General features: G+C 73.2%; 15 protein-coding genes and 1 tRNA gene. 10 read left to right on the top strand and 6 right to left on the bottom strand.

All coding sequences use genetic code 11. From position 1 onward, the window contains the following. The first annotated feature begins 37 nt into the window (after positions 1-37). From AC5WAM_RS24300 to hutI, 3 genes are all read left to right on the top strand, one after another. Positions 38-1,240, top strand: a complete 1,203-nt coding sequence (locus tag AC5WAM_RS24300; RefSeq protein WP_366791575.1) for an allantoate amidohydrolase — start codon at positions 38-40, stop codon at positions 1,238-1,240. Beyond that, the gene (locus AC5WAM_RS24295) at positions 1,237-2,586 is read left to right on the top strand and encodes a formimidoylglutamate deiminase (RefSeq protein WP_495523645.1); all 1,350 of its coding nucleotides are present in this window, start codon (positions 1,237-1,239) and stop codon (positions 2,584-2,586) included. The genes AC5WAM_RS24300 and AC5WAM_RS24295 overlap by 4 nt, the downstream gene beginning before the upstream one ends. Before the next feature lie 240 nt (positions 2,587-2,826). Next, positions 2,827-3,996 (top strand): imidazolonepropionase, encoded by a 1,170-nt coding sequence (hutI, locus tag AC5WAM_RS24290; RefSeq protein WP_495518796.1) that lies wholly within the window; start codon positions 2,827-2,829, stop codon positions 3,994-3,996. 7 nt (positions 3,997-4,003) lie between these two features. On the opposite strand, the gene AC5WAM_RS24285 is transcribed toward hutI, so the two are convergent. Further along, positions 4,004-4,837 (bottom strand): MurR/RpiR family transcriptional regulator, encoded by an 834-nt coding sequence (locus tag AC5WAM_RS24285; protein ID WP_366791506.1) that lies wholly within the window; start codon positions 4,835-4,837, stop codon positions 4,004-4,006. A 116-nt stretch (positions 4,838-4,953) separates the two neighbouring features. Between AC5WAM_RS24285 and AC5WAM_RS24280 the strand changes: the two genes are divergently transcribed. Both AC5WAM_RS24280 and AC5WAM_RS24275 read left to right on the top strand, forming a co-directional pair. After that, the gene (locus tag AC5WAM_RS24280; protein ID WP_495518795.1) at positions 4,954-6,366 is read left to right on the top strand and encodes a purine-cytosine permease family protein; all 1,413 of its coding nucleotides are present in this window, start codon (positions 4,954-4,956) and stop codon (positions 6,364-6,366) included. A gap of 41 nt (positions 6,367-6,407) precedes the next feature. Continuing rightward, the gene (locus tag AC5WAM_RS24275) at positions 6,408-6,836 is read left to right on the top strand and encodes a hypothetical protein (protein WP_366791508.1); all 429 of its coding nucleotides are present in this window, start codon (positions 6,408-6,410) and stop codon (positions 6,834-6,836) included. Between the two features lie 376 nt (positions 6,837-7,212). Here AC5WAM_RS24275 and AC5WAM_RS24270 read toward each other — a convergent pair whose 3' ends face one another. Then, complete coding sequence (locus tag AC5WAM_RS24270; protein ID WP_366791509.1) at positions 7,213-8,604, bottom strand: cystathionine beta-synthase; 1,392 nt, start codon at positions 8,602-8,604, stop codon at positions 7,213-7,215. Between the two features lie 234 nt (positions 8,605-8,838). Here AC5WAM_RS24270 and AC5WAM_RS24265 point away from each other — a divergent pair, with 234 nt between their 5' ends. From AC5WAM_RS24265 to AC5WAM_RS24255, 3 genes are all read left to right on the top strand, one after another. Then, on the top strand, positions 8,839-9,837 hold the full coding sequence (locus AC5WAM_RS24265) for an SGNH/GDSL hydrolase family protein (RefSeq protein WP_495523644.1): 999 nt from the start codon (positions 8,839-8,841) through the stop codon (positions 9,835-9,837). Between the two features lie 593 nt (positions 9,838-10,430). Next, a complete protein-coding gene (locus AC5WAM_RS24260; protein ID WP_366791510.1) occupies positions 10,431-11,651 on the top strand; it encodes an acetyl-CoA C-acetyltransferase in 1,221 nt (406 codons plus the stop codon). A gap of 269 nt (positions 11,652-11,920) precedes the next feature. Next, complete coding sequence (locus AC5WAM_RS24255) at positions 11,921-12,733, top strand: hypothetical protein (RefSeq protein WP_495518794.1); 813 nt, start codon at positions 11,921-11,923, stop codon at positions 12,731-12,733. 35 nt (positions 12,734-12,768) lie between these two features. Here the strand turns inward: AC5WAM_RS24255 and AC5WAM_RS24250 are convergent, their stop codons facing one another. Beyond that, a complete protein-coding gene (locus AC5WAM_RS24250; RefSeq protein ID WP_366791512.1) occupies positions 12,769-13,080 on the bottom strand; it encodes a hypothetical protein in 312 nt (103 codons plus the stop codon). A 101-nt stretch (positions 13,081-13,181) separates the two neighbouring features. Here AC5WAM_RS24250 and AC5WAM_RS24245 point away from each other — a divergent pair, with 101 nt between their 5' ends. Next, complete coding sequence (locus AC5WAM_RS24245; RefSeq protein WP_138960116.1) at positions 13,182-13,412, top strand: DUF4287 domain-containing protein; 231 nt, start codon at positions 13,182-13,184, stop codon at positions 13,410-13,412. A gap of 155 nt (positions 13,413-13,567) precedes the next feature. Here the strand turns inward: AC5WAM_RS24245 and AC5WAM_RS24240 are convergent, their stop codons facing one another. The 3 genes from AC5WAM_RS24240 to AC5WAM_RS24230 all read right to left on the bottom strand — a co-directional run bounded on the left by AC5WAM_RS24240 (position 13,568) and on the right by AC5WAM_RS24230 (position 16,257). Next, a complete protein-coding gene (locus tag AC5WAM_RS24240) occupies positions 13,568-14,479 on the bottom strand; it encodes a Bax inhibitor-1/YccA family protein (protein WP_495518793.1) in 912 nt (303 codons plus the stop codon). A 203-nt stretch (positions 14,480-14,682) separates the two neighbouring features. Then, complete coding sequence (locus AC5WAM_RS24235; RefSeq protein WP_495518792.1) at positions 14,683-15,867, bottom strand: 4-hydroxybenzoate 3-monooxygenase; 1,185 nt, start codon at positions 15,865-15,867, stop codon at positions 14,683-14,685. 307 nt (positions 15,868-16,174) lie between these two features. Beyond that, positions 16,175-16,257: transfer RNA gene (locus AC5WAM_RS24230), tRNA-Leu, on the bottom strand. A 530-nt stretch (positions 16,258-16,787) separates the two neighbouring features. On the opposite strand from AC5WAM_RS24230, the gene AC5WAM_RS24225 reads away from it, so the two are divergent. Further along, a complete protein-coding gene (locus tag AC5WAM_RS24225; RefSeq protein WP_495518791.1) occupies positions 16,788-17,561 on the top strand; it encodes an ABC transporter ATP-binding protein in 774 nt (257 codons plus the stop codon). Positions 17,562-17,583 lie beyond the last annotated feature (22 nt).

The following is a 17,583-nucleotide window of genomic DNA, read 5'->3' as shown; positions in this document are numbered from 1 at the left end:
GGCACCGCGGTCGCCGGCGCCGCCCGACTTCACGGCGATGTGGCGCGACCTGCTTCCCATCGGTCGCAACGCCGAGACCGGCGGGTACCGACGCCACGCCTGGACCGGGGCCGACGCCGACTGCCGGACCTGGTTCCAGGAGCAGGCCGAGAGCCGTGGCCTGACGTACGAGACGGACCGCAACGGCAACCAGTGGGCGTGGCTCGGCGACCCGGCCGCGGGGGACGCCGTCGTCACCGGCTCGCACCTGGACTCCGTCCCCGACGGCGGCGCCTTCGACGGCCCCCTCGGCGTCGTCTCCGCCTTCGCCGCGCTCGACGAACTCCGCGCTCGGGGCGCGGAGTTCACCCGCCCCCTCGCCCTCACCAACTTCGGCGACGAGGAGGGCGCCCGCTTCGGCCTGGCCTGCGTCGGCTCCCGGCTCACGGCCGGGCAGCTCACCAAGGAGCAGGCGTACGAGCTGCGCGACGGCGACGGCGTACGGCTGCCGGAGGCGATGGAGGCCGCCGGGTACGACCCGGCCCGGATCGGCCCGGACCCCGAGCGGCTCGCCCGGATCGGCGCGTTCGTGGAGCTGCACGTGGAGCAGGGCCGGGCCCTGGACCTGTCCGGCGACCGGGTCGGCATCGCCAGCGCCATCTGGCCGCACGGCCGCTGGCGCTTCGACTTCCGCGGCGAGGCCAACCACGCGGGCACCACCCGCCTCGTCGACCGCCGCGACCCGATGCTGAGCTACGCGGAGACGGTCCTCGCGGCCCGCCGCGAGGCGGAGCTCGCGGGCGCGGTGGCGACGTTCGGCAAGATCTCCGTCGAGCCCAACGGCGTCAACGCCATCCCGTCCCTGGTGCGCGGCTGGCTCGACTCGCGCGCCGCGGACCAGGAGACGCTCGACACCGTGGTGACGGCCGTCGAAAAGGCGGCCCGCGAGTACGCGGACCGGCACGGCGTCGACCTCGCCGTCGTGCGCGAGTCGTTCACGCCGGTCATCGAGTTCGAGCACGCGCTGCGCGACGAGCTGGGCGCGCTCCTGCGCGGGCGCACCGGCCGCGAGGTGCCCGTGCTCGGCACCGGCGCCGGGCACGACGCGGGCATCCTCTCCGCGTCCGTCCCGACCGCCATGCTGTTCGTCCGCAACCCCACGGGCGTCTCGCACTCCCCCGCCGAGTACGCGGCGGAGGACGACTGCGTCGCCGGGGTGCGGGCGCTCGCCGACGTACTGGAGGGCCTGGCGTGCCGGTGACGCACACGTACTGGGCGGAGCACGCCTGGCTGGAGCCGGTCGTGGAGCCCGGCGTGGCGCTCGACGTGGGCGCGGACGGGCGGATCGCCGCCGTCCGCACCGGCGTCGGGGTCCCGCCGCCGGGGGCCACGGTCCTGCGCGGCCTGACCCTGCCCGGCCTCGCCAACGCCCACTCGCATGCCTTCCACCGGGCGCTGCGCTCCACCGTGCAGGTCGGCAGCGGCACGTTCTGGACGTGGCGCGAGGTCATGTACTCCGTGGCCGACCGGCTCACGCCGGAGACGTACCACGCGCTCGCGCGGGCGGTGTACGCGGAGATGGCGCTCGCGGGCGTCACCGCCGTCGGCGAGTTCCACTACCTGCACCACGCGCCCGGCGGGAAGCGCTACGCCGACCCCAACGCCATGGGCGAGGCCCTCATCGCCGCCACGGCCGACGCGGGCATCCGCATCACGCTCCTCGACACCGCGTACGTGGCCTCCGGTCTGCGCAGTGCCGCCGAGGGCGCCCCGCCCGACCACCACCAGCTGCGCTTCTCCGACGGCACGGCCCAGGCGTGGGCGGAGCGGGCCGCGCTCCTGAAGGGCCGCGAGCACGCCCGGATCGGCGCGGCGATCCACTCCGTACGGGCCGTGCCCGCGCGGCAGTTGGGCACCGTGGCCGAGTGGGCCGCGACGCGCGGCGCCCCGCTGCACGTGCACCTCTCCGAGCAGACCGCCGAGAACGAGGCGTGCCTGGCCGTGCACGGCCGCACGCCCACGCGGCTGCTCGCCGACCACGGGGTGCTCGGGGCGCGCACGACGGGCGTCCACAACACGCACCTCACGGACGACGACATCGCCCTGATCGGCGGCTCGGGCACCGGCACCTGCATGTGCCCCACCACCGAGCGGGACCTCGCCGACGGCATCGGGCCCGCGCCCGCCCTCCAGCGGGCGGGCAGCCCGCTCTCCCTCGGCAGCGACAGCCACGCCGTCATCGACCTCTTCGAGGAGGCGCGGGCGATGGAGCTCAACGAGCGGCTCCGGACGCACACCCGCGGGCACTGGACGGCGGCCGCGCTGCTGCGGGCGGCGTCCGCCGACGGGCACGCGGCGCTCGGCTGGGCCGATGCCGGGGCCCTGGAGGCGGGGCGGCTCGCCGACTTCGCCACGGTCGCGCTCGACTCCGTGCGGACCGCGGGGGCCGCGGCGCGGCTCGGGGCGGAGGCGGCGGTGTTCGCGGCGAGCGCGGTGGATGTGCGGCACACCGTGGTCGGGGGCCGCCACGTGGTCCGCGACGGCGCCCACACCCTCGTCCCCGACGTACCGTCGGCCCTGACCGAAGCGGTGACAGCCCTGCACTAGCCCTCGCGGTGCGCCCCAGACCCGCCCCTTCCCGAACAAGGGGGCTCCGCCCCCCTGGCCCCCCGAAATCGGCGCTCCGCGCCTCGTCCTCAAACGCCGGACGGGCTGAGAGATCCAGCCCCTCCGGCGTTTGAGGAGCGGGGGTCTGGGGGCGGAGCCCCCAGTTTCGGGAAGGGGCGGGTCTGGGGCGCACCCCGCGAGGGCACCCCCCGCACCCACCCACGAACAGGACGCACCCCCATGCCCACCACCGTCATCCACAGCATCCGCAGCCTCGTGACCAACGACCCCGCCCTCGGCCGCGGCCCCCTCGGCCTCGTCGAGGACGCCGCCGTCGTCCTGGACGGCGATGAGGTCGCCTGGGTGGGCCCGAGCGCCGAGGCCCCGGCGGCGGACGAGGCGTACGACGCCCGGGGCCGCGCGGCCCTGCCGGGCTTCGTGGACTCCCACTCCCACCTCCTCTTCGCGGGCGACCGCACCCAGGAGTTCAACGCCCGCATGGAGGGCCGCCCCTACGAGGCGGGCGGCATCCGCACCACCGTGGCGGCGACCCGCGCCGCATCGGACGAGGCCCTGGAGGCCAACCTCACCCGCTACCTCGCCGAGGCCCTGCGCCAGGGCACCACGACGTTCGAGACGAAGTCGGGCTACGGCCTGACGACCGAGGACGAGGCCCGCGCCCTGCGCATCGCGGCGCGCCACACGGACGAGGTCACCTTCCTCGGCGCCCACATCGTGTCGCCGGACCACGCCGCCGACCCGGCGGCGTACGTGGCCCTGGTGACGGGCGAGATGCTGGACGCCTGCGCCCCGCACGCCCGCTGGATCGACGTGTTCTGCGAGAAGGGCGCCTTCGACGGCGACCAGGCGCGGGCGATCCTCACGGCGGGCAGGGCGAAGGGACTGCACCCGCGCGTGCACGCCAACCAGCTCAGCTACGGCCCGGGCGTCCAGCTGGCCGTGGAGCTCGACGCCGCGAGCGCCGACCACTGCACGCATCTCACGGACGCCGACGTGGACGCCCTCGCCCACAGCGACACGGTGGCCACGCTGCTGCCGGGCGCGGAGTTCTCCACGCGCGCCGAGTGGCCCGACGCCCGGCGGCTGCTCGACGCGGGCGCGACGGTGGCCCTGTCGACGGACTGCAACCCGGGCTCGTCGTTCACCTCGTCCGTGCCGTTCTGCGTCGCGCTCGCCGTACGGGACATGGGGATGACCCCCGACGAGGCGGTGTGGGCGGCCACGGCGGGCGGCGCCGCGGCGCTGCGCCGCACGGACGTCGGCCGCCTCTCCCCCGGCGCCCGCGCCGACCTGGCGCTCCTGGACGCGCCGAGCCACGTCCACCTGGCCTACCGGCCGGGCGTACCGCTGGTCTCGGCGGTGTGGCGGCGCGGCACCCGCGTCGCCTGACGGGTCGTCACTCGACGAAGAGGCCGCGCTCGGCCGCCCCCACGTCGAACTCCTCCAGTCGCGCCTGCGCGTCGGGCAGCGCGTCGCACACGGCCTCCAGGAGCGCCCGGCCGAGCAGCATGGGGGCGCAGGCCGTGTCGAAGGCGAGGCCGGTGCCGACGGCGGCGGGCAGCAGCAGGTCGGAGTGCGCGGCCACGGGCGCGAAGGCGGAGTCGGCGACGGTGACGACGGTGAGGCCCGCGGCCCGGGCGTGGGCGAGGGCGTCCACGACCTCGCGCGGGTGCCGGGGCAGCGCGAAGCAGAGCAGGGCGTCGGCCCCGGCGCGCACGGCCGCGTCCAGGCGGTCGGTGAGCATGGAGCCGCCCTCGTCGAGCAGCCGCACGTCGGGGTGGACCTTCGCGGCGAAGTACGAGAAGCCGTAGGCCTGGGCGGCGGCGGCGCGCAGGCCGAGGACCGGCAGGGGCCGGGACGCGGCCAGGAGGCGGCCCGCGCGTTCGACGGGCGCGGGGTCGGCGAGGACGGCCGCGAGGTGGCGCAGGTTCTCGATCTCGGCCTCGACGGCCTGCTGGTACTCGTTCGCCGCGGCGTCCTCCGGCGCCTCCGCCGGGGCCACGTCCCGCAGGTGGCGCCGCAGCGCCGGGTAGCCGTCGAAGCCGAGCGCGACCGCGAAGCGGGTCACGGACGGCTGGCTGACACCCGCGAGTTCGGCCAGCTCGACGCTGGACAGGAAGGGCGCGTCGGCGGCGCGCCGCACCATGCAGTGGGCGATGCGGCGCTGCGTCGGCGTGAGCCGGTGCCCCTCGAAGAGCGCCTGAAGCCGTGCCGCTGGACTGTCACTCATGCCGGACTCCTCACGCCGCTCCCGCTCCTGTCGCCACCCGACCATTGACAAAGTATTCAGCAAACCAGAACTCTGCATGACCATATACAGTCCGGCGAGGCGAGGACCGGCGCACCATGACGGAGTCACCCAAGTCCCTGGTGGAGCAGCGCTCCATCGACGTCGTGCCGGACGCCGAGCGGCACGGCAGCCCCGTCAGCCAGTTCACGCTCTGGCTCGGCGCGAACCTCCAGATCACGGCGGTCGTCACGGGCGCGCTCGCCGTCGTCTTCGGCGGCGACGTGGTGTGGTCGATCGTGGGCCTCGCCCTCGGCAACGTGCTCGGCGGCGCCGTCATGGCCCTGCACTCCGCGCAGGGCCCCCGGCTCGGCCTGCCCCAGATGATCCAGTCCCGGGCCCAGTTCGGGGTGCGCGGCGCCGTCGTGCCGCTGCTCCTCGTCATCCTGATGTACGTCGGCTTCTTCGCCAGCGGCAGCGTGCTCGCCGGGCAGGCCACCGCCGAGCTGACGCACACCGGCGACACCACCGGGATCGTCCTCTTCGCGGTGGTCACGGCGGTGACGGCCACGGTCGGCTACCGCGTGATCCACGTCCTCGGCCGGATCGCGAGCGTGGTCTGCGCGCTCGCCTTCGTCTACCTCGGCATCCGCCTCCTGGACCGCGTCGACCTCCAGGACCTGCTCTCGGACGCGCGTTTCGACCTGCCGGTGTTCCTGCTGGCGGTCTCGCTCTCGGCCTCGTGGCAGCTGGCGTTCGGCCCGTACGTCGCGGACTACTCGCGCTATCTGCCGCGCACGACGTCGGCCCGCGCCACGTTCTGGTGGACGCTGTCCGGGTCCGCGCTCGGGTCGCAGTGGTCGATGACGTTCGGAGTCCTGGTGGCCGCGAGCGCGGGCGGGGCGTTCCTCGACCACCAGGTCGAGTACGTCGTGGGGCTCGGCGGCACCGGCCTCGTGGCCTCGCTCCTGTACTTCGTGATCGCGCTCGGCAAGCTGACCATCAACGTGCTCAACACGTACGGCGGCTTCATGTCGATGGTCACCGGCATCGGCGGCTTCCGCGCCCAGAAGACGCTCTCGCCGCGCGGCCGGGCCGCGTACATCGGCCTGATCATGGTCGCGGGCACCGCGGTGGCGCTCCTCGGCAAGGACAGCTTTCTGACGTCCTTCAAGGACTTCCTGCTGTTCCTGCTGACGTTCTTCACCCCGTGGTCGGCGATCAACCTGGTCGACTACTACCTGATCTCCAAGGAGCGGTACGACATCCCGGCCCTGTTCGACCCGCACGGCCGGTACGGCGCCTGGCGCTGGGACGCCCTCGCCGTGTACGGGACCGGCCTCCTGGCCCAGCTCCCGTTCCTCGTCACGCACTTCTACACCGGGCCGCTGGTGGACTCCCTCGGCGGCGCCGACGTCTCCTGGGTCGTGGGGCTCGTGGTCCCGGCCCTCCTGTACTGGCTGCTCGCCCGGCGCGACCCGGCCCACGCGCCGGCGACCGGGGGCCTCGCCCAGGACGGAATGGGGGGTTAGCCCCACTGTCCGGGGGCCGCGGGCTGCGTACCTTAAGGGGTATGGAAGCCACACGTGACGCCGAACTCAAGAAGGAACTCGACGCCGCCTTGCACGCGCGCAAGGACCTCGGCGAGGAGTACGAGTCCGCGCTCGTCGACTCGTTCCTCGAGAAGGTCGAGAAGCGCCTGGACGGCACGATCGACCGGCAGATGCGCCGTCACCTGGCCGAACAGCAGATGATCATGGCCCGTAGCGCCCGCAACCCCGCCAGCGGAGTGGACTCCTGGGGCGAGCGCTTCGGCTTCGGCGTCGTCTCGCTCATCCTCGCGATCCCCCTCTCGGCGATCGGCGTGGTGAACGCGGGCCTGTCCGGCCTCTTCGTGACGTGGTTCGGCATCGTCGGCGTCAACGCGGTCCACGCCGCACGCGGCACGGGCCTCCTCCCCTTCCTCCGCCGCTCCCCCCGCAAGCCCGACTGGGAAGACTGACCCCCACGGGAAGCCTCCGGCCCAGCCGGAAGCTCCCAGCCCGTCCGGCGTTTGAGGACAAGCGCGGTAGCGCGGTTCTTGAAGCGGGAGCGGATACGGCGGGGAAGAAGGCCCACCCGGCGTGGCCCCGGAAACAGCGCCCGCGCATAGCGCGGGGACCGCCGCACCCCCGGGCGTGGCCGAGGGGCGGGACGACGGCGGTCCCCGCGGGGACGGGCGCACAGGTCAGGGCCGAGCGCTCGCGTCCGGGGCGTCGCTGGAGGTCCGGGAGCCGCTCCGGAAGTCCTGACGCCGACACCCCCTACAGTGCCCGAGCCGTGTTAAGGGGGTGCTGCGCGGACGTGTCGCGTACGTACCGGTTCCGCGAAGTCCGGGCCTAGCTGCCCTGCTGCTCCGCGAGGAAGGCCAGGAGGTCCTGGCGGCTCACGACACCCGTGGGCTTGCCCTCGACGAGGACGATGGCCGCGTCCGCGGTGCCGAGCACGGACATCAGGTCCCCGACCGGCTCACCGGAGCCGACCTGCGGCAGCGGGTCGGACATGTGCTTCTCCAGCGGGTCGTGCAGCGACGCCCGCTGCGCGAACAGCGCGTCGAGCAGCTCGCGCTCCACCACCGAGCCGATGACCTCCGCGGCCATCACGTCGGGGTGCCCGGCGCCCGGCTTCACGATGGGCATCTGCGAGACCCCGTACTCGCGCAGGACCTCGATCGCCTCGCCGACCGTCTCCTCCGGGTGCATGTGGACGAGCGAGGGCAGCTCGCCGCCCTCCTTGCGGCGCAGGACGTCACCGACGCGCGGCTGGTCGCCGGCCTCCTCCAGGAAGCCGTAGTCGTTCATCCACTCGTCGCTGAAGATCTTGCTCATGTAGCCGCGGCCGCTGTCGGGCAGCAGGACGACCACGACGTCGTCGGGGCCGAGGCCCTCCGCCGCGCGCAGCGCCGCGACGACGGCCATGCCGCAGGAGCCGCCCACCAGGAGGCCCTCCTCCTTGGCGAGGCGGCGCGTCATCTGGAAGGAGTCCTTGTCGGACACGGCGATGATCTCGTCGGTGACGTTGCGGTCGTAGGCCGTCGGCCAGAAGTCCTCACCGACGCCCTCGACCAGGTACGGCCGCCCGGAGCCGCCGGAGTACACGGAACCCTCGGGGTCGGCCCCGACGACCTTGACCTTGCCGCCCGAGACCTCCTTCAGATAGCCGCCGGTGCCGGAGATCGTGCCGCCGGTGCCGATGCCCGCGACGAAGTGGGTGATCTTCCCCTCCGTCTGCTCCCACAGTTCGGGCCCGGTGGAGTGGTAGTGCGACAGGGGGTTGTTGGGGTTGGAGTACTGGTCCGGCTTCCAGGCGTCCGGGATCTCGCGGACCAGGCGGTCGGAGACGTTGTAGTACGAGTCCGGGTGCTCGGGGTCGACGGCGGTCGGGCAGACGACCACCTCGGCACCGTAGGCACGCAGCACGTTGATCTTGTCGGTGCTCACCTTGTCCGGGCACACGAAGACGCACTTGTAGCCCTTCTGCTGGGCCACGATCGCCAGGCCGACACCGGTGTTGCCGCTGGTCGGCTCGACGATGGTGCCGCCGGGGCGGAGCTCGCCGCTGGCCTCGGCCGCCTCGATCATGCGCAGGGCGATGCGGTCCTTCACGGAGCCGCCCGGGTTGAAGTACTCGACCTTGGCGAGGACGGTGGCCTTCAGGCCCTGCGTCACGTTGTTGAGCCTGACCAGCGGGGTGTTGCCGACGAGGCTGGTCATCGAGTCGTGGAATTGCACGTTGTCTCCGTGTATCCGGCCGGGTATCCGGGGCGCGACGTCGTGAGGGCATGGCTGCTCGCACGAGGTGTTCGTATTTCGGTTTTCGGTAACCGTCAGACTACGGGGCCATCTGCCCGAGTCACCTCCTCTCGCGATTGGCCGACCGTCCTGACGGGGCAATGAGTGGATGTAAGGGACGAACGGCTCCACAGGGACCTGGCAGAGGTGACAGCGGGGATGTCGAGGGCGAGGGTGGCGCGGCGCATCGCCGCGGGCGCGGCGTACGGCGGCGGAGGCATCGGGCTGCTCGGCGCGGCCACGGTCGGGATCGTCCTCGCCGAGGTGCAGCTGGCCAAGCGGTCCGTGGGCAACGGCGGGCACGGGACGCCGCCGCGGGCCGACGGGCGGTACGGGGCGGCCTTCGCGGCCCGGGCCGCGTGCGGGGAGCCGCTGCGGTTCGCGATGCTCGGGGACTCCACGGCCGCGGGGCTCGGCGTGCACCGGGCCCGGCAGACGCCCGCCGCGCTGCTGGCGTCCGGGCTCGCCGCGGTGGCCGAGCGGCCGGTGGACCTGCGGGTCGTGGCCAAGGCCGGGGCGCAGTCCGACGACCTCGACCGGCAGGTGACGCTGGTCCTGTCCGACGAGACGGGCTGGATGCCCGACGTGTGCGTCCTGATGATCGGGGCCAACGACGTGACGCACCGGATGCCGCCGACGCGGTCGGTGCGGCTGCTCGCGTCGGCGGTGCGCAGACTGCGCACCGCGGGCGCCGAGGTGGTCGTCGGCACGTGCCCCGACCTCGGCACGATCGAGCCCGTCTACCAGCCGCTGCGGTGGCTGGCCCGCCGGGTGTCGCGGCAGCTGGCCGCCGCGCAGACGATCGGCGTGGTCGAGCAGGGCGGCCGCACGGTGTCGCTCGGCGACCTGCTCGGCCCGGAGTTCGCCGCGAACCCCCGTGAACTGTTCGGTCCCGACAACTACCACCCCTCCGCAGAGGGGTACGCCACCGCGGCGATGGCGGTCCTGCCCACGCTCTGCGCGGCGCTCGGCCTGTGGCCGGAGGAGGAGCGCCCCGACGTGTCGCGGCGCGAGGGCTTCCTGCCGGTGGCCCGGGCGGCGGCGCGGGCCGCCTCCGAAGGCGGCACGGAAGTAACCGGAGCAATGCCCTCCGGCCCGCGCGGCCCCTTCGCCCTCCTCAAGCGCAGGCGCCGCCGCCGGATCCAGACACCGGACCCGGCCCCGATCACGTAACGGCAGCACGCGAGGGACGCCGGGGGCCGCCGGACAGCCGCGCGGGCAAAGACCACGCGGTCACGGGCGGGCACCGAAGCCCCCGGCCGCGGCAGCGGCGGCTTTGCCCTCCTCAAGCGCAGGCGCCGCCGGATCCAGACACCGGACCCGGCCCCGGTCACGTAACGGCGGCACGCGAGGGGCTCCGGGGGGCCGCCGAACAGCCGCGCGGGCAAAGACCACGCGGTCACGGGCGGGCACCGAAGCCCCCGGCCGCGGCAGCGGCGGCTTTGCCCTCCTCAAGCGCAGGCGCCGCCGGATCCAGACACCGGACCCGGCCCCGGTCACGTAACGGCGGCACGCGAGGGGCTCCGGGGGGCCGCCGAACAGCCGCGCGGGCAAAGACCACGCGGTCACGGGCGGGTGGGCGGGAAAGCCCCCCGCCGCGGCAGCGGCGACACCGCATGCCCGGGGAAAGCCGCAGCCCGTTCCCGCGCGCGCCCTGAGCGCTCGCTTAGAAATGCGGCCCGCGTCACAGCCCGGACCCCGTGACCCTCACCATACGTGCGGGTAACTTCCCAAGAAGCCCTGCCCGTTACCCCTGGAGTCCCCTGATGCCCGAAGCAGTGATCGTCTCCGCCGCCCGCTCCCCCATCGGCCGTGCCTTCAAGGGCTCGCTCAAGGAGCTCCGCCCCGACGACCTGACGGCCACGATCGTCCGGGCCGCCCTCGACAAGATCCCCGCGCTCGACCCCAGGGACATCGACGACCTCATGCTGGGCTGCGGTCTGCCCGGCGGCGAGCAGGGCCACAACCTCGGCCGGATCGTGGCCGTGCAGATGGGCATGGACCACCTGCCGGGCTGCACCATCACCCGCTACTGTTCCTCGTCCCTGCAGACGTCCCGCATGGCCCTGCACGCCATCAAGGCGGGCGAGGGCGACGTCTTCGTCTCGGCGGGCGTGGAGATGGTGTCCCGCAGCGTCAAGGGCAGCAGTGACGGCCAGCCCGACACCCACAACCCGCTCTTCGCCGACGCCGAGGCCCGCACCGCCGAGCGCGCCCAGCAGACCGACACCGACTGGCACGACCCCCGCGAGGACGGCCTCGTGCCGGACGCGTACATCGCGATGGGCCAGACCGCGGAGAACCTCGCCCGGCTCAAGGGCGTCACCCGCCAGGACATGGACGAGTTCGGCGTACGGTCCCAGAACCTCGCCGAGGAGGCCCTCAAGAACGGCTTCTGGCAGCGCGAGATCACCCCGGTGACGCTGCCCGACGGCACGGTCGTGGCCACGGACGACGGCCCGCGCGCGGGCGTCACCATGGAGGGCGTCGCGGGCCTCAAGCCGGTCTTCCGCCCGGACGGGCTCGTCACGGCGGGCAACTGCTGCCCGCTGAACGACGGCGCCGCGGCCCTCGTGATCATGTCCGACACCAAGGCCCGCGAGCTCGGCCTGACCCCGCTGGCCCGGATCGTGTCGACCGGCGTCTCCGCGCTCTCCCCCGAGATCATGGGCCTCGGCCCGGTCGAGGCCAGCAAGCAGGCCCTGCGGCGGGCCGGGCTCACGATCTCCGACATCGACCTCGTCGAGATCAACGAGGCCTTCGCCGCCCAGGTCATCCCCTCCTACCGCGACCTGGGCATCCCCCTCGACAAGCTGAACGTCAACGGCGGCGCGATCGCCGTCGGCCACCCCTTCGGCATGACCGGCGCCCGCATCACCGGCACGCTGATCAACAGCCTCCAGTTCCACGACAAGCAGTTCGGCCTGGAGACCATGTGCGTCGGCGGCGGCCAGGGCATGGCCATGGTGATCGAGCGCCTCAGCTGACGCGCCGGAGCCGGGCCCGGGGCCGCCCGCCTCGCCCACCGGGAAACGGCGGCCCCTCCGCCCCCTCCACACATTCGTGACCCAATCTCCCCCAGGATGTGACCAATCTCCTGGGGGAGATTCATATGCCCAGGTCAGCGTGGACCCGCCGAGAAACACCGGGCCGAAAGTCCTGTCCAATTCGTGACGTAATGCACTGACAGGGGGATCGTGCAGGCTTCAAGCTGATGTAGTAAGTCGGGGGTCGACTTGAAACCGGGAGTACGTCAGTGAGCGCCATGAGTCTTGCCTTGCTGCTCTCCGCGGCCGCCGCCACGGCCGTGGGCGCCGCGTCCCTGCACACCGTGCGGGGCCTGCGGCAGCAGATCACCGACCTGCGCACCGAGCTCGCCGAGAGCCACGCCGCGGCCGGCGGCCGGGCCGTGGTGCCGGCTGCCCGCACGACGGTGGACACCGACGAGATACGCGCCGCGGTCGCCGACGCCCTCGCCGAGGAGCGGGAGCGGGAGCTGGCCGAGGCGCGCGCGTTCTGGGCCGCGCAGGAGAGCCGTGACATCGCGGACGCCCCCTCGCTGCTCGGCGGGTTCCCGGAGAGCATCGCGGACGAGCTGTTCCTGCCGCGCCAGGCCGATCTGGCGGGTCTGGAATCGGACAGTCTCGAACCGGTCGTGGAGCCCTTCGCCGACCCCGACGAGTTCGCGGGCGACTCGGCGGAGCTGGCCGCGGCCCGCCGCCGCCACCCCTCGCACCCCGACTTCGTCCCGGTGCAGTCCCCCGCCCACACCGACCACGAGCGCACGGTGGCCTGCCTGGAGGAGCTCGCCGACGCCCGCACCGCCCTCGCCGACGTCCGCCCGGGGCCGCTCGGCACCCTCGACGTGTACGTCTTCGCGGACGGCACGACGCTGTGCATGACCCCCGGCCACCGCGAGACCGCGGAACTGCTCGCCGCGGCCCTGCGCGACGGCCGGGCCCCGGTCCTGCTCGGCGGCTCCGGCGTCTCGGGCGCGTACGCACTGACGTTCGCCTGCGGTACGGAGAACGTCTACATCCTGGCGGACCGCGTCATCGCCTCGGTCTGAGGAACGGGCCGCGCCCCGCCGACCCCCGGCCGCGGTCACACCCCTGCCCGCGCCAGCGCCTCCTCCACCAGACGTACCGCCTCCGTCAGCTCCCCCTCGTCCCGCAGGACGACCGCCAAGTCACGGCCCGCCACGGTGACCTGGTCGGCGGCCGCGAACATCCCGGCGTCCGGCATCAGCCGGGGCTCGGCCTCCGGCGCCTCGTTGAGCTGGGCCCGCACCGCCAACTCGCGGGCGAGTGCCAGGGCTTCGGCGGCCGCGCCGCGCTGCAGACGGGACTGGGGCGCGGCCCGCAGCCGGTCGGCGAACCGGTCCACGGCGGCGATCAAAGGCGTCGTATCGAACACACCGCGACCCTATGCGCCGAGCCGGGACTGTTGCCAATGTCCGAACGCTCAGGCACGGTGGCGTGAAGGACGGACCACATCGAACGCGTCCGGAGGCGCCGATGTCCCAAGTCTTCTCCGCGGAGACCCACCGGAATCTGCTCGCTCGCATCCCCCACTGCACCGGTCGTGAAGTCTCCGACTGGCTGCGTACCGTCGACGAGGGCCCTTCCCTCTTCCGCTTCGAGGAGAAGGTCAGCTGGCTCCGCGGCGAGCACAATCTGGCCTACGGTCACGCCAAGGCGATCATCCACGAGTACGACCTCAGGCGTGCCGCGCGCAACCTGGGCTGACCGGCACCCGTAGTTCCGCTGTCCCCCGTTCCCCCCGTTCCCCCGATTCCGATCCCCACCACGACACGACGAAGGGCCCGCGGACCGTGGTCCGCGGGCCCTTCGGCCGCTGTGTCACCGACCGGCCGGTGGGGTCACCGGCGCGTCGGCGATGCTCAGTCGTTCCCCTGCAGGATCGCGATCAGGCGTAGGAACTCCATGTAGATCCAGACCAGCGTCATCGTGAGGCCGAAGGCGGCGAGCCAGGCCTCCTCGCGCGGGGCGCCGTACGCGATGCCGTCCTCGACCTGCTTGAAGTCCAGGGCCAGGAAGCACGCGCCGAGCAGCACGCCGATGATGCCGAACATGATGCCGAGGCCACCGCTGCGGAAGCCCAGGCCGTCGCCGCCGCCGAAGACGGAGAACAGCAGGTTCACCGCCATCAGGAGGACGAAACCGAGGGCCGCGGCCATCACGAAGCCGTAGAAGCGGCGGTTGACGCGGATCCAGCCCGCCTTGTACGCCACCAGGACGGCGAGGAAGACGGCCATCGTGCCGAGCACGGCCTGCATGGCCGCGCCGCTCGCGATGCGGTTGTCGACGACGCTGGAGACGACGCCGAGGAAGACGCCTTCCAGGGCGGCGTACGCCAGGATCAGCGGCGGGGACGCCTTGCGCTTGAAGGCCTGGACGAAGCCCAGGACCATCGCCACGAGGCCGGCGCCGATCGCGATGCCGTACGACTTGCTGATGTTCGCGTCGTCGACGGGGAGCAGCGCCCAGGCGAGCGCGGCCGTCACGACGAGGACGCCGAGGGTGGTGGCGGTGCGCATGACGACGTCGTCCATCGTCATGCGGGTGGTCACCGGGGCGTGCGGCGGGGCGCCCTGGAGGTCCTGCTGGCCGTACGGGTTCGCCGCGTACGGGTTGGTGGGGGCCTGCTGGCCCGCTTGCGGGGTCCCCGGGGCGTACGGATTGCCCTGGGTCGCGACTGCGGGGCCCCCGGCCTGCGGCTGCGCGTTGAAGCCCGCATAGCCGTTGTCGCGGCTGAACCCCCGTCGCGAGAAGACCGGGTTGCTGCTCCTCATCTCACTCCTCCATGGCCACCGTGCGTGGCTTTGGTTCAAGAGTAATGCGTAGGCAAAAGGATGTGCCTAGTGCTTGGGGAGGATCTTTCCCGCCAAGTGGCGGGGGATCCCTCTTGGAATCCCCATTCTTCGCCCGGAGAACGCGCGGGACCGGGCGTGCTGTTCCCGGCCCGCCCGTGGCCCCCCCTATCGGGTGGTGTCGGTCACAGTACGCCGTCCAGGGGGCGGCCCGTATAGGCCTCGGCGAGGTCCGCGCGGGCCGCGCGCGAGGTGGCGACGCGGTCGAGCTGGGCGAGCTGGATGCGGTCGTCGAAGGGGGTGGCGTCCGGGTGGCGGTGCAGCAGGGCCGTCAGCGCGTTCGAGAACCGCTCGGCCTGCCAGACGCGGCGCAGACAGGTCGCGGAGTACGCGTCCAGGAGCGCGGGGTCGCCGGTGCGCGCGTGCGCGACGAGGGCGCGGGCGAGGGTGGCGACGTCGCCGACGGCGAGGTTGAGGCCCTTGGCGCCGGTGGGCGGCACGATGTGCGCGGCGTCCCCGGCGAGGAAGAGCCGTCCGTGGCGCATCGGCTCGTGCACGTAGGAGCGCAGGGGCGTGACGGACTTCGCGGTGAGGGGGCCGCGCGCGAGCCGCCAGCCGTCGTCGGTCTCGCAGCGGCGCTCCAGCTCGTCCCAGATCTGCGTGTCGCTCCAGGCGGCGGGGTCGGTGTCCGCGGGCACCTGGAGGTAGAGCCGGGAGACCGTGGGCGAGCGGTGGCTGAGCAGGGCGAAGCCGCGGTCGTGGCGGGCGTAGACCAGCTCGTGGTGCGAGGGCGGCGCGGCGGCGAGGACCCCGAGCCAGCCGAAGGGGTACGCGCGCTCGTAGGTGCGCGCCACCGCGGCCGGCACGGCGGCGCGGGCCACGCCCCAGAAGCCGTCGCACCCGGCCACGTAGTCGCACTCCAGGGTCCGCTCGCGGCCCTCGTGGCGGTAGCGGACGCGCGGCCGGTCGGTGTCCGCGCCCTCCACGGCAAGCGCCTCGGCGCCGAAGAGCAGCGGGCCGCCGTCCTGGAGCCGCAGGGCGATGAGGTCCTTGCACACCTCGGTCTGCGCGTAGACCCGCACGGACCTGCCGCCGGTGAGCGACGGGAAGTCGACGCGGTGCCTGCGGCGGTCGAAGCGGAGCTCGATGCCGTCGTGCCGCGTCCCTTCGCGGTCCATGCGCTCGCCCGCGCCCGCCGCGCGCAGCACCTCGGCGGTGCCGTGCTCCAGGATTCCGGCTCGTTGGCGCCCCTCCACGTAGGCCCGGTCGCGGGCCTCCAGGACGGTGGTAGCGATGCCCGCGCCGTGCAGGAGCCGGGCCAGCACGAGCCCCGCGGGGCCCGCCCCGATGATCCCCACCTGCGTCCGCATCCGGGGAGTCTCCGGCCGTCCCGCCGCGGGTGTCAACGGTGCCCTCGCGGGGCGCCCCAGACCCGCCCCTTCCCGATCCGGGGGCTGCCGCCCCCGTGCCCCCGCCTTTTTCGGCGCTGCGCGCCTCGTCCTCAAACGCCGGACGGGCTGGATTTTCCAGCCTCTCCGGCGTTTGAGGAGCGGGGGTCTGGGGGCGGAGCCGCAGTGATCAAGAGCGCGCCCGTCGGCGGTAGTTGACGCTCCGTCAGCAAAGGGGGCTCGACATGGAACGCCCCAGGTCAGGACGGTCAGCTGAAGGTGGCGGAGGTGCCCGGAACCGGACTTGAACCGGTACGCCCATGAAGGGCAGCGAGGTTTAAGCTCGCCGTGTCTGCATTCCACCACCCGGGCAGGCCGTAGGCTCCGCATCAAGGCTTCGACCCTATCGGGAGGCATCCCCCGAATAGCGGAACGGCAGCCCGACGTTGTCTTATTTTATTGACGTCTGAGGGTGCATCAGCACCTGGTACGCGCCGGTGGTACTTGCCCCGGGCCTCACCGGCCAAGGCCCGCGCACACGAGGGAATTGACGGAATTTAGCCCTCTCCGCGCCTCGTGCGGCATGCGTTCCCCGCCCGCCCCCGCGAGGGCCGTGCTCCGTTGTGCGCCGCCCCCGCGCACACCCTCGGCCGGCCAGTGCCCCGAGCGCTTCCCCCGGTCGTGTCCCCCGGGTTCCCCCGGTCGTGTGCACGGGGCCGGACCGGCCGCTGCCGGGCCCCGCGTCTCAGGGGTGCCCGTCATCCCCAGGTATGACATGCACGCCCCGGGTCCGACCGCAGTCGCCCCCGGAACCGGGAGCAGCGGCTGACTACGGGGCCCTCCTCGGACAGGACGATGGATGGAGTCCCCCCGACACGTCGTCCCGACAGGAGCACCGCCCCGTGACCACCACCACTCCCTTCGCCGCCCACGCCACCGCCGTGGCCGCGCGCGCCACGGATCTGTCCAAGGTGTACGGCCAGGGCGAGACCCAGGTGGTCGCGCTCGACCGGGTCTCCGTCGACTTCGGGCAGGGCCAGTTCACCGCGATCATGGGCCCCTCGGGCTCCGGCAAGTCCACCCTGATGCACTGCGTGGCCGGTCTGGACAGCTTCAGCTCCGGCTCGGTGCGCATCGGCGAGACCGAGCTGTCGACGCTGAAGGACAAGCAGCTCACCAAGCTCCGCCGGGACAAGATCGGCTTCATCTTCCAGGCGTTCAACCTGCTGCCGACGCTGACCGCCCTGGAGAACATCACGCTCCCCATGGACATCGCGGGCCGCAAGGTCAACAAGCAGTGGCTGGAGCAGGTGATCTCCATGGTGGGCCTGGCCGGGCGCCTCTCCCACCGGCCCACCGAGCTCTCCGGCGGTCAGCAGCAGCGCGTCGCCGTGGCCCGCGCGCTCGCCTCCCAGCCCGAGATCATCTTCGGTGACGAGCCGACCGGAAACCTCGACTCGCGCTCCGGCGCCGAGGTCCTCGGCTTCCTCCGCAACTCCGTGCGCGAGCTGGGGCAGACCGTCGTCATGGTCACCCACGACCCGGTGGCCGCCTCGTACGCGGACCGCGTGATCTTCCTCGCGGACGGGCGGATCGTCGACGAGATGCACCAGCCTTCCGCCGAGCGGGTGCTTGACCGCATGAAGGACTTCGACGCGAAGGGCCGGACCAGCTAGCCCCTGGTCGGCCCTCCGCCGG

Source organism: Streptomyces sp. JLYT201, assembly GCF_059448825.1.
This window is presented reverse-complemented; position numbering and strand designations above follow the sequence as displayed.

Bases quoted from the DNA above. Each gene is read 5' to 3' on its own strand.
- AC5WAM_RS24240 (WP_495518793.1), bottom strand. From the start codon at position 14,479: ATGAGGAGCAGCAACCCGGTCTTCTCGCGACGGGGGTTCAGCCGCGAC.
- AC5WAM_RS24245 (WP_138960116.1), top strand. From the start codon at position 13,182: ATGTCCCAAGTCTTCTCCGCGGAGACCCACCGGAATCTGCTCGCTCGC.
- AC5WAM_RS24300 (WP_366791575.1), top strand. From the start codon at position 38: ATGTGGCGCGACCTGCTTCCCATCGGTCGCAACGCCGAGACCGGCGGG.
- AC5WAM_RS24260 (WP_366791510.1), top strand. From the start codon at position 10,431: ATGCCCGAAGCAGTGATCGTCTCCGCCGCCCGCTCCCCCATCGGCCGT.
- AC5WAM_RS24280 (WP_495518795.1), top strand. From the start codon at position 4,954: ATGACGGAGTCACCCAAGTCCCTGGTGGAGCAGCGCTCCATCGACGTC.
- AC5WAM_RS24275 (WP_366791508.1), top strand. From the start codon at position 6,408: ATGGAAGCCACACGTGACGCCGAACTCAAGAAGGAACTCGACGCCGCC.
- hutI (WP_495518796.1), top strand. From the start codon at position 2,827: ATGCCCACCACCGTCATCCACAGCATCCGCAGCCTCGTGACCAACGAC.
- AC5WAM_RS24285 (WP_366791506.1), bottom strand. From the start codon at position 4,837: ATGAGTGACAGTCCAGCGGCACGGCTTCAGGCGCTCTTCGAGGGGCAC.
- AC5WAM_RS24235 (WP_495518792.1), bottom strand. From the start codon at position 15,867: ATGCGGACGCAGGTGGGGATCATCGGGGCGGGCCCCGCGGGGCTCGTG.